We start from the raw sequence: 11,915 nt of genomic DNA, 5'->3' as shown, positions 1-11,915 counted from the left end.
TAGTGTTAAATTGTAAAAATTGGGAGTGTTGTAATTCAAGCACCGGCTTCTGATAGAACCGGAAGCACATTGCAGTCGCCAAAGCTTTTAGTCAACTCATCATTCAGGTAAAGGCCAATGCTGTGGTCCTCACTAAACTTAAGTTCCAAGGTGGATCCACTGCCAAGAAGCGCCATGTCACCTGAATCAGGGCAAACACCCTCTTTGAATTGCATTGCTTTCTCGGTCTTGACGCCCATCCAATCGCCGACGGCATCGGTTTTCAAATATCCGTTCACTGCGATACGCATCGTGTCACCGACAATATCAAGCGCATATTTGTATTGGTCAAACTCGACCTTTTTGCCATCAATGGTTCTCTCACCCGAAGTGACATAAGCAATGTGGCCGCTAGAAAGAGTGTATGTCGTCTTGGGTGTTTTGTAAGAGGTACTGCTATTTTCCAAACTATAGTCCGACAATGTATAGCTGACGCTTCCGGTCGTATCGTCATAAATGACTGTAATCTTTCCATTCGTCGTTGTCGTTCCTTCTACACAGTTCTCATAGCTTAGTTCTGCGCTGCCTTCCGAACCGTTGGAATATATCATTCCCCCTCCACTGCAAGTCGAGACCGTCTCTTTTTTTGAATCTGATTCTCCTTTGATACTTGCAAGCGCTTCAGCATATGACATCGAAGAGGGATCCGGTGTTTTTGTCTCTTTCACAGAGGGGAGTTGTGGCGTAGTACTGTCTATAGAATCGAAAAGTGTAGCAACTAAGAGCTGCTGATTACTCGTGTCAATATTAACGCTCGCCTGATGATCGCTATCACCGCTATTACAACCTATAAAAGCTAGACTCACCCCTGACAGTAATAATAAACTGGTCTGTTTGGAAAAATGCCTGATCATTACTCATTGAACCTTTCTCTACTACAAAATCCGTCATCATTTGAAGAAACATAGTAGATTTATTTTGGTTATTTTAATTAATTTTTCACAATAGTATATGTTTGTTTCTAATTATTTACTTAATTATGTATCACTGTAACAGTATGGAAATAAATTTATTAATGTGAAGATATATGTTAGTGTGCCCTATACTTGGTTGTTCTTTTATACAACTCTAGAGCTTGAATGAGTCAAACAGTGTGCTTGCAATTTTCATTCATCATTGACACGAATGTTCCAGCCTGCAGTCCGGCTGAAAATCTGCATACGCACCATCTAGGTGTTAAACTTTAGAAGGAGTCTTCGAATACTCTCTTGATGTGATTATGTTCATCCACCTTGCTAAGAACGACCTCATGAAATTCTTCATCAATGTGTACAATTTGACATTTGCCGTCTGGGCAGAGTTTGACCATTTCATCCTCCCCCAATGCCATACCCAGGGGTCTGACATAAACCGAGACTCCTCTAGCCAGCACCTCATTCCCCAATCCGATTACTTGAGAGTTTCTAAGATCCGAAATCGTAGGAATTTCAACCTTCATGATAACTAGTCAACCTTTTTACTCACACCAGTCTTTTGTCTTTCTACCACCATCGTAAGGCACGGCAAAACCACTGGTTATCAGTCCCCGAGCGAGACTTCTCCCATCCACATAGACATCTGCAACAATTCGAAAATACTTTCCTCGTTTCATATGCCTTAATTCAATCGTATTCGCAGCCCTCAAGGCATGTACAGTGTACTGCTTTGCTTTGCGTGCCAGGATTTTTTCTTTATCACACTTCCCTCTTATCTCGGGCGTATCAATGCCGTTTAGCCGAATGGGGATGCGTTCTCCTATAATTCCGGGATAACCTAATATATTCACCCTAAATGTGTCCCCATCATAAATACTTGTCACTTCTGCAATCCGGACATTCCCAAAATCTTTCTCATGAATGGATATTGCTGATAGTAAAGCTGTCAATAGTAAGAGTATGGCAAGAGTTTTTATCATTTCATTTCCTTGTATCGACTATCTAAAACACAATATGTGATACCACAAGATGCAATATGAAATATTTTTGAACAATATTTTATCTATTTGCTATATTGCAGGCACAAAAAACATTGGAGGGTTCTATGACAGACAATTATATGAAAGACTTCGTGAAACTATGTAGTGCATATGGTCAATACCACACATCTACAACAGTAGAAAAGTTCCTGGCCTATCAGCACAATTACACCCTTTCCTTTTTGGATACCCCCAAAGATGGCAAGCGGCCAGAAGTATTTTTCTTTATATGTGTTACCGATCAAATAACCAACAGCATCATTTTTACAATGCAAGCCATATCGGGGAATAGGCCTAATTTGTTTGAGGACATCATGCGCATGGAGTTTAAGTCTGGACTGCACTCGTTTCTTGAACCAAGACAAGACCGGAAGAACCTGCTCATTGATTTGTTTGTAGTACCAGTCAAAGACAAAAAGAGTGCTGCAGTAATCAAGAAACATCTTTGTCCCTTTGAGTCCGAAACAAAAAAATTCACTGACACCAACCCGATCAGACACTTCATCGACGAAGTAAAAAACAAGCTATCGATTGGCAATGTACTGAGTTTGTTCATTGCGATGTTTTCTATTGTCGTCGTGAGCATTGTTGTCAGACTATTAATCTTCGGATTCCCACTACATTCCATCTCAATTGAATCGGTCGTTCTGATTGCAGAAGAAACCCTTCTATTCATTGGCGGCTTGATACTTGCGTATACACTCGTCATGGGAGGTGGTGGAGTACTCCCACTACATGTGCTTGAAAAGATGAGCAAACAATATATCATCAAATGCAAACCTAGTTTGCTTGATTCCATCAAAAGTGCGTTAGTCACTATTACAGCAGGAGCAATGATTTTTCTAGCTATTACATTGATGATTTCAGGGGTGAATTTTGTGAGAGCGACTTATCTCAAAGTTGACGACCCTCTTTTTAAAGATTACCTGGTTGATATGGCTGTAGAAAGCTATACCATGGAATCTACTTTACCGGCCATTCAAGAGGTTCAGTTTTCTGATCAAAACCAATCGCAGATTATTCTCATGATGGGCATTAGAGACAACATCGTCTATTATTACCCAAAGGAAGTGGTCCAGGAAATTGTACAAGATAAAAATAGCTCTTCTCTAAAAAAAATATGCGATGGTAACGCAACTTATCCAACATATGTCAATATGCTTTTGAGATCAACAAAATTGCGCCACAAGAAAAACGAAAAAGCTTCTTTGAGAGATATACACCTGATTAGTGAATATCATTCATTCCACGAAGCGTTCTGCAAGGATAAATGATCATTTTGCCGCAGGAGTGACCTCCTCCGGCAAATAAAACTCCCTTCCTGCCAAACGTACACTCCAGCTGCTATCCTTTTTTGATCTTTTTATGTCACGTAGTTCAATTACAACATTGTCCGGAATACCGACATGATGCAGATACTCTATAGCGAGTACAGTCTTCTTGACAACACTGCTTAGATCCTGTTCTCCGCTTCTAAGTGCCTCCAAAAAGAGACGCTCAAGCAATTGGCGGCTTTTAGTTGGAGTATGCAGTATTGTCTTGCCCGCGTTTGGAAGCTGGAGGTCTATTGAATATCCGCTGTTTACGAAATTGACGAACCCTGTCAAAGTACCCCTTTGTCCAGGGAATTTCCATAGGTACCCATGCAGGGCTTTATTGGATAATTCGACCGGCACAAAATGCCTGCAGTAATGCAATAAATTTACGGCGCCACCTAATGCTAACCGTATTGACCGTACCGTCGTTTGGTCGTTTTGAAGCTTTGTATGCAAGTGTTCAGAATATTTATGAAGCATATCCGCTTGCCAAGTCTTCTTAGGGAATCTACCGAGATAACGTTCAATCATATCCATGTTGGAGTATTCTTCCTGTACTCTCTTGTCAATTCTGATCACTCCGATCTCATCCAGAAAAATGCTCACAAGAAGATTTTGACGTGTTCTGGCCACCGTGAAACGGTCAACGAGTTCTTCGTAAGATGGATGCCTTTCTAGCTCTTCTGCAAAACGATCCAGGTCAAAGAAATAAGGAAAATATTGCTTGATCTTATTGGAAGCGAACTGCGAGCCTCTTCTTTTCACAAGCCACTGTGAAAATTGTGTAAAATATTCGGCCATAAAGGGTGACAAGGCATGCTGACCAAAATCAATCTGGCGGCCTAACGAGTTGTTACTGCTGCACGACGTGCAAATACGACCAACGCCTGCAGGGAATTCCTCGCCACAAACTTTGCATGTCCGTGTTCCCTCCAACGCACAAATCCGGCATACTGGCTTTTGTTCATCATCATATGTATAAGCCTTTCTCTGTTTTCTGCATTGAGAGCAGACAGGCAAGTGCTTGTTGTAGCAAGATTGGCAAACAAGTGCCACCTTTCCATCGTTAAATGTTCTATTAGAGACAGTGTATGTAGTTTTTCCGCACTCTGTACAAGTTTTATAGGGGCGAAAATACTTTGAGCATGAGTTGCATACCGGTCCTTGTCCACTGATCAATCCTGGCGTATAGTCAGTCTTCCCACATCTTATACACGGGGAATTTTTAACTTGGCATATCTTGCAAACAGCAACCACTAGATCGTTGTGAACTTTCTTTTTTCGGCCACATTTTGTGCATGTTCGCAAGGTAAAATTCGATTCAAAACATTGGCGGCAGAAACGCTCTCCTCTGTATCTGTACGACCACTCTCCATCCAGTACTTTTGCACAACTGCTGCAATGAGTTTCTTTCACAGATATCTCCTGAGCTCGTCCATTTTAATTTCGATCTCACGCTTGCTCTTTGGCTCTAAAGATCTCGTTGACAACTTCCGATGCACTTCTCCTCTTACGTTGTCTTTCAGAGCACCCATTATGTCGTCTATCGTCGATTCCAACTCGCACTTTGTTCTTTCAAACATTTGACGCGTTACGCCTTCCTCGCGTAAAATAAAAAGAACATCGTTATGCTGCATTTTGCAGAGCTTTCCGACAAGAGTCAACAGGTAGTGCCGCTCATCTACGCCAGCCATATCAAGTAGATTGCCGGCATGTTTCAAGCGCCTTTCTTCTTGCCCGTCGAGCCTACCCACGACCCTCTGAACAGCCTGGCAACGATCGGCTCTGCGAAAAAAACGCATTAGTAATCTCACGGTCGCAAAAACCAAATGTGTTTTCCCCTCCAGCAAGGGAAAAACATCTTTTGCATATTGATCATTTATAGCTATTGCATTGAGATACTCCTGTAGATCCAAAGCCATCTCGTTTGCCGGCAAGGAGCTGGTCGATTTCAAGTCATAACCACACATATGACACTTGGAGACGTCACCATCATCATATTGCACCAGCTGGGGGGAAAATACGGAATGGCATGCAGGGCAATGAATATGTAGCAGAATGCTGTGATGAGGACAGGCGACGTTCCATGAGAGGCGCCACTGCTTCTTGAAATAGACAGTCGAAAGTCCAAGACACTTTGGACAAAAGTGAAGACCATTTACTCGTTTTCTGCTGCGGCTACCAGTTGGAATAACCCATGGCCATGCTATGGTTGGTTTCATTCGGGAGAGGTGGGTTACTTTTTCTATTACGCCGGCCAGTGTCATCCCAACGATCTCTCCAGGGGATAACGAGGTAGCTTCAGACAAAGCATATACTTTATCCTCCGGCAAGAATCGATCCATATCCTTGGTCCACATCCTGGACTTCGGCCAAATCGCATCCGCAAAACTGGTGGGATCACTCCCGTTCATAATGGAACAGCGAATCAACCAAGAGCTCAGAATCTCATCCTCCCAGGGTTTTGGCCGCACAGGGATCAAAGCGGTATCTCGCGTGCTCTTTGTTTATTCGAACGCATGACCCACTGATTTTCTTTAATGAGATCCACAGTGATCTCTTCGAGCCCCCGTTCTATCGCGCTTTTACTGCATTCCACAAGAAGCCTGTGCAGATCCCCCAAATTCCCCTGGCAATACTGGTATATCAGTGTTGCCTTTTCTTTCCTATCGATATGCGAAGGCTTCTTCAAAGGAAGCCTTTTTTCGAAAGCGACAAGCAGTGCTCTGAAGTTTTTGTCCATATCCCACAGAGGCAATCTCGCAATGTCGAAGCGGCTCGCGAGTTGGGGTTCCGACCCCAAGACAAGTGCTGCTTCGTGGACGCCGACACCTACAATGGGTATCATCAGCTCGTTGCTAAGGTTTTTTAAGACATCCATGATGCTTCTCTGCTGCACCGGGGTTCCGCGTAGTAAATTATGGATTTCATCCAGGATCAACATCTTGACATGGCAAGCACGCATCAAAGAAATGGCCTGGTATTTCAGCTTCAAGCGTGTATCGTTTTTCCTAAATGGAGTTAAGAACGTTTCCAGAATAGCAATGTAAAGTTCCCGTTCATCCGAATTTTGCATTACAGCCTGTATGACAGGCCGTTGCACATGTGTTATCCGGTCCTCATCTTCAAAAGTGACATCCGGGTGCATTTGGGCAAATCTATTGACGATGGACGTCTTCCCAATAGCTGCTTCTCCAATTATCAACAACCCTTGCATCCTGGGTTTTTTGGGCATATTGATGATTCTATTTAGCAATTGAATGACGCTGTCGCTTTTTGGGTAATTGATCCATACGTCTTCATCAAGTGAAGCAATGCGGCGTTCTGCATCCAGATCAAGTAGATGCTTATAATCGTCATGGATATGGGAATATGGGATGCTCACTCTACAATCCTAATCAAAAACGGGAAGGTCATCGTCATCCCATAGGCTTTCATCCCCGGCTTTTGCCGGCTCTTCTGTCTTAACAATCGGCTTTGGATCTTTCTGCTTAGAATGCTCCTGATTCTTTATTTTCTGAAGCTGCCGTCTCGCTTTTTTTGATTTTTGTGAAGAACTTTCGATGTGTTCATGCAGTTCCTCATATGCCTCTGCTAGTTTGTACGGCGTAATGGCTTGCGTACCTGCATTCTTCAGTCTCTTTCTGATTTCTTTCAACTCCCATAGACTCATCCTTGGAATGGTCATGTCAGCCAAACGCACTTTGTAATAAACTTGGTTCACTTCCTCATAAAACCACACAAAGCTGATATCGCGAATGTCTCTTTTAAAAATGAATTGCTTCTTTTTTCCTGTTTGCAGATCAATCTGGTTGATGAATGGGCGTAGAGACTGGTCATAATAGTTCAGTCCGTCGATATTTACACCGTTGCGCTGGATGGTGCGCATAACCATTGGCAGGAAGTCAAGCAAAACAGTCTGCGGATCGGATGGTTTTGGGGGATACCCCACGCCTTCATGCAAGGCGCTGCCAAATATGCCCTCTCTCCATTTCGCCTCTGGAGACACTCCCAAAGTTTGATGCTGACGCTTATGGTATATTTTGGTAAGGAAGAGCAATAGCCACTTTTCGTACTCCGAAAAAGTCATCATCGCATTGCCTTCGGAATCATATGTCTTGCGTTCAAAGATATTTGAAAACGTCGTACCGGGGATATTGTGCGTTTCATCCATGATTGTTTTAATCATTCTTTCGACATGCCCACCTAGGCTGGGAACGCCTGGCGACCTAAACATATAATTCATTCCATATACAAGACAACTCCTCTTCAGGCTCTCTGATCTGAAATCTGCACCATTATCGGAATGAATAGTTTGCGGGAACCCCCAGACATCCCACTCCTCCTCAATGCCATGTTCAAGTAGGATTTGATCTTTTGGAAGCACTGCGTTTGCAATACACAATGCATCCGATGTAACACTGGGGGCTTCTAGGGACAGATGGAATCCCACAACCATTCGACTATACAGGTCAATCATTACGGTGAGCCATGGTCGATCGATAGGTGCCCTCGTCTCGTCATCGACAAGGATGACATCGGCACGGGTATGGTCAATCTGTACAATCTGCAGCGGGTATTCAGCGTTAAAGCTCCCAGGTTTTGGCTCAAACTTATCCCTTGCGATCGACGCATTTCCCTGTTTTTTTAGTCGTTCATATTCTGAAATACCGGCAATCCTATTTCTAATCGTATTCTTGCCGGGTGGGGTGACATTCTCCTGCTTGCACTGATTAAATACTTTATGGATGATGGACGATACGTTTGGTCGTTGTTTAGTCAAATAGAATTTTTGGATCATTTCCTGGATAATTGCTTCAGCCCGGCTGTTGATTCCTGACTTACCAGGCTTTGGGCCTTTCTTCCGTGGTGCAAGACCTAAAATTGTCCCGCTCTCCCTGTATTCTTTATACCATCGATACAAGGTGGTATAGTGGACATTCATCTGCTCTGCATGTTGTTCGATTTCAACCTTGGAAGCTCCATTCAATATTGGTTTGATACCTTCATATCGGCGCTCTACTTTTTCCCAAGTCTCATCAGAAATATCCAACATATCCCTGTCGATAATCTCATAGCCGCTTGATTCACTAAACTCTATTGGTTTTAAGTCCCTAGCCAATAACCTTGTTGCACTTCCGGTCTTGGTATTTATCCCAACAATCTCGTGTGGGTCGATAATCAGTGACACTTTATATACTTCGCCTTGGTATTGGACATAGCCATCTTTTTCAACTTTTACAAGGCGTCTGTCGAGTTTATGTGCTTCCGTCTCAGAATGCATAGTGAGCTCCCAAACAGTTATTCTCTTCTTCTTTCGCCCAGACCACTGTATGCTTGCCCAAAGGCAACCCTATATCGCATACTACGTGTTTGTTCGCGATCAAATGCCATACATGCCCGAGTCCTATACCCCGTTCGCTATCAGTGACGTAGAGTGATGCGAGTAAATTCTCTATAGTCACTTCCCCCAAAATCATTAAATTTGAAATGATGCGATGTCGCTCATCAGGATCATACTCGTAGTTTTTGTACCTTGCTAAGAAACTAATGTTTTTGAAGGCCTGCCCACGGATTTTCTTTTCATCGAAGATTTTGAACACATATCCATTCTCTAAAGCGTATTTTGTGGCAAGCTTGAATTTTGGGCGGAGCGTGGAGAAGTCAGATTTGAGCTTTTTAGATGGTTTAACTTCAATAAGCATTGGCTTTGGATAAGGCTTTCGTGCATTGCCTTGGGAAGAAAGTTTGAAATGCACGAGAAAGTCCGGCGTATATTGCACGCAGTTGCCATCAGCACCAAAGTACTCTAGTGTCACCGGTTGCTCTATAACATCCAGTACCAGATCATAGAACTCCAGTACAACAAGTAAATCTCTTTCAAGCGTCGACTCAAACGCTATGCTCTTCTCTTTCCTAAATGCATAATAGCCGGAAATGCTTCCATAGGTGTATCCGATTTTTCTATTTTTCAATGAAATCTTCATTTTTCCACTTCCAAGAAGTTGCATGAATAATTGGAATTCTGTAAAGGTTTTGCACAAATATTTGGAAATATTTGCATAATTAGTTGGAATTTTGTATCAGAATACACGGGCTTTGCCTTTCGATTGTAGCATAAATAATTGGAAATGACAGCGGCAGCCACCGGGCCCAAATCGGCGAGGTGGGGCTGGCCCATAACGGCATCCTTTTCTTTGATGAGCTCCCCCACTTCTCCAAACAGGTGCTCGAAGCCCTGCGCGAGCCCCTGGAGGACAGACGCATCCGCATCTCGCGCGTCCACTCGAAGGTGGAGTACCCGACGGACTTCCTCTTCGTGTCGGCGATGAACCCCTGTCCCTGCGGCAACCTGCTGAACGACGCGCTGGAGTGCCGCTGCAGCGATCTGGAGATCCGGCGCTACCGCTCCAGACTCTCCGACCCTTTCCTCGACCGCATCGACCTCTATGTGCAGATGCAGCCCGTCCGGGCCGAGGACAGCGCTTCGCTCACCTCGGAAGCGATGCACGAGACGGTGCTGCGTGTCCATTCCCTGCAACGCTCGCGCGGGCAGCAGGCGCTCAACGGTCGCCTCGACGACGCCGGCATCGACACCTACTGCCGCCTGGACGGTGAAAGCGACACCCTGCTCTCCCAGGCCGTGCAGCGCTTCGCACTCTCCTTCCGCGCCATCAAAAAGCTACAGAGAGTCGCCCGTACCATCGCCGACATCGAAGGGAGTCCCGAGATCGCCGCGGTTCATCTCCTGGAGGCCCTCAGTTACCGCAGACGAACCTGAAACCGCCCCGCCTCCGTCAACCGCTCTTCCCCTTGGGATAAATCTGGATACAATAGGGATATATCCCCGATCAAAAGACGGCAGACGTGAAACACTCTACTTTTCAACAGGTCGTGATCACTGTTCTGAAGGCGTGGCTGCTCATTGGCACACAAATTATTGCCCTTGAAAGTACAGAGGAGGCCAACCGTACGCAACCCGTAGCGGTCGCTGCTGGCCCCGTCGCCGCGCTAATCCGCAGCGTGGCGGATGAAAACGTCACCGCCAGAGCGGAGATGCCGGCGCTGGCGACCGCAGCAAAGCGTTTTTATGCCGCACGCGGCTTCGCGCCCTTCTGGAGCCGCGACAGCCGTCTCCTTCCCGGCGCGGACATGCTCTGGCTCATGATCGACGGCATCGCGGACGAAGGGCTCGACCCCAATACGCCCGCCTACCATTTAACCGAAATCCAATCCCTCCGCCAGGAGGAGGGGAATGCAACGCTACAGCTTGCACAGCTTGACGTGCTGCTTACCGATGCTTTTTTTTCACTCGGACACGATCTGCATTACGGCCAGGCCTACGGCGCGGATCTCAATGCCACCCACGAATTCGACAATTCGCTCCTCGAACCTGCCGCCCTCCTGACGGAGCACGTTGCGCAGGGCGGCGTACAGGATGTCCTGCTCTCAGTCGCACCGAACCACATCGGTTATCAGCGGCTGCGTACGGCCCTCGCCGAGTATCGGCGGATCGCCGACGCGGGAGGCTGGAGTACCCATGCCGCAGACTACGCCGACGACGCCAATGTCTACCGCCGTCTCGCCATGACCGGCGACCTGGTCGATCCCCCCTCCGAAGACGAAGCGGAGGAGACGGAGCGGCTGCGCGATGCCGTCAAACGTTTCCAGCGTCGCCACGGCATCACGGCAGACGGCATCGTTGGTCCGGTCACATCGGCTAAGATGGCCCAGTCCCCGTCAGTGCTCATGAAGAAGATCCGCCTCAATATGGAGCGGTGGAAATGGCTGCCGCCCCACAACGGCGGTCCCTATATCATCGTCAATATCCCCGGTTTCACCCTGGAAGTCATGCAGGACGATGAACCGCTGCTGACCATGCGGGCGATCGTCGGACGCCGCGAACGCGAGACCCCCACCTTCGCTTCCATGATGCGCTACATCGTCCTCAACCCCTATTGGCGCGTGCCGGCAACGATCCTCAACGAAGACCTTATTCCGAAACTTCAAACCGATCCCCACTACCTGGCCGTAAAACACATCAAGCTTTTCGCCGCCGACGACGCCGACGAGAGCCACCCCATCGACCCCCGGACCATCGACTGGATGCAGTGGCAGCAGAGCGATACCAATCGCTATACCTTCCGCGAAGACCCCGGCGCAAAAAACCCGCTGGGTTACGTCAAGTTCCTCTTTCAGAACCCCTACGATATCTATATCCACGATACGCCTTCACAATCGCTCTTTAAAAACGGCAACGGTACCCATAGCTCCGGCTGCATCCGGGTCAGAAAGCCGATGGAGCTGGCCCATTACCTTCTCTCACTCGATGATCCGGATATCACTTACAAAGCACTCCTGACACAGCTGTTGACAGGCGAAAACCGCTGGGTCCGTCTCACCACTCCCGTCCCCGTCTATATCACCTACCAGACCGCGCGCGTCGATGAAGAGGGCGTGGTCTATTTCTACGACGACATCTACAAGTACGATCGAAAACTCAGTCATTATCTTAAGAAATACTAAGTAATTTAAACTACTGATGCACCACCATGTTTCGTTTTGGTATAATAATATACATAAGAAATAAGAAACAGGGGGATTCG

11 protein-coding genes are annotated in these 11,915 nt (G+C 46.2%); 3 read left to right on the top strand and 8 right to left on the bottom strand.

The window, feature by feature from the left end; all coding sequences use genetic code 11:
- Nucleotides 1-35: 35 nt before the first annotated feature.
- From ACM66T_RS01090 to ACM66T_RS01080, 3 genes are all read right to left on the bottom strand, one after another.
- Nucleotides 36-893 carry a hypothetical protein gene (locus tag ACM66T_RS01090; RefSeq protein ID WP_231019782.1) on the bottom strand — a complete coding sequence of 286 codons (858 nt, stop codon included), beginning with the start codon at nt 891-893 and terminating at the stop codon, nt 36-38.
- Nucleotides 894-1,222: 329 nt separating this feature from the next.
- Entirely contained in the window at nt 1,223-1,477 is a 255-nt protein-coding gene (locus ACM66T_RS01085; protein WP_231019781.1) for a hypothetical protein, read from the bottom strand.
- An 18-nt stretch (nt 1,478-1,495) separates the two neighbouring features.
- Complete coding sequence (locus ACM66T_RS01080) at nt 1,496-1,933, bottom strand: thermonuclease family protein (protein ID WP_231019779.1); 438 nt, start codon at nt 1,931-1,933, stop codon at nt 1,496-1,498.
- Nucleotides 1,934-2,073: 140 nt separating this feature from the next.
- Here ACM66T_RS01080 and ACM66T_RS01075 point away from each other — a divergent pair, with 140 nt between their 5' ends.
- Nucleotides 2,074-3,267: a hypothetical protein gene (locus tag ACM66T_RS01075; RefSeq protein WP_416768687.1), complete on the top strand. Its 1,194-nt coding sequence runs from the start codon at nt 2,074-2,076 to the stop codon at nt 3,265-3,267.
- Here the strand turns inward: ACM66T_RS01075 and ACM66T_RS01070 are convergent, their stop codons facing one another.
- From ACM66T_RS01070 to ACM66T_RS01050, 5 genes are all read right to left on the bottom strand, one after another.
- Nucleotides 3,268-4,365, bottom strand: a complete 1,098-nt coding sequence (locus ACM66T_RS01070; RefSeq protein WP_231019775.1) for a hypothetical protein — start codon at nt 4,363-4,365, stop codon at nt 3,268-3,270.
- Between the two features lie 356 nt (nt 4,366-4,721).
- The gene (locus ACM66T_RS01065) at nt 4,722-5,783 is read right to left on the bottom strand and encodes a TniQ family protein (RefSeq protein ID WP_231021249.1); all 1,062 of its coding nucleotides are present in this window, start codon (nt 5,781-5,783) and stop codon (nt 4,722-4,724) included.
- A 5-nt stretch (nt 5,784-5,788) separates the two neighbouring features.
- Complete coding sequence (locus ACM66T_RS01060; RefSeq protein WP_231019774.1) at nt 5,789-6,694, bottom strand: TniB family NTP-binding protein; 906 nt, start codon at nt 6,692-6,694, stop codon at nt 5,789-5,791.
- 9 nt (nt 6,695-6,703) lie between these two features.
- Nucleotides 6,704-8,593, bottom strand: coding sequence for a helix-turn-helix domain-containing protein (locus ACM66T_RS01055; protein WP_231019772.1), 1,890 nt, complete (start codon nt 8,591-8,593; stop codon nt 6,704-6,706).
- Nucleotides 8,583-9,320, bottom strand: coding sequence for a heteromeric transposase endonuclease subunit TnsA (locus ACM66T_RS01050; RefSeq protein ID WP_231019770.1), 738 nt, complete (start codon nt 9,318-9,320; stop codon nt 8,583-8,585). Before ACM66T_RS01050 ends, ACM66T_RS01055 begins: the two co-directional genes overlap by 11 nt.
- A 110-nt stretch (nt 9,321-9,430) precedes the next feature.
- Between ACM66T_RS01050 and ACM66T_RS01045 the strand changes: the two genes are divergently transcribed.
- Together ACM66T_RS01045 and ACM66T_RS01040 are read left to right on the top strand one after the other, a co-directional pair.
- Nucleotides 9,431-10,090 carry an ATP-binding protein gene (locus tag ACM66T_RS01045; protein WP_349636722.1) on the top strand — a complete coding sequence of 220 codons (660 nt, stop codon included), beginning with the start codon at nt 9,431-9,433 and terminating at the stop codon, nt 10,088-10,090.
- 113 nt (nt 10,091-10,203) lie between these two features.
- Nucleotides 10,204-11,835, top strand: a complete 1,632-nt coding sequence (locus ACM66T_RS01040) for a L,D-transpeptidase family protein (protein ID WP_231019767.1) — start codon at nt 10,204-10,206, stop codon at nt 11,833-11,835.
- Nucleotides 11,836-11,915 lie beyond the last annotated feature (80 nt).

The organism is Sulfurimonas sp. ST-25 (assembly GCF_048079205.1).
Lineage (GTDB): Bacteria > Campylobacterota > Campylobacteria > Campylobacterales > Sulfurimonadaceae > Thiomicrolovo > Thiomicrolovo sulfuroxydans.
This window is presented reverse-complemented; position numbering and strand designations above follow the sequence as displayed.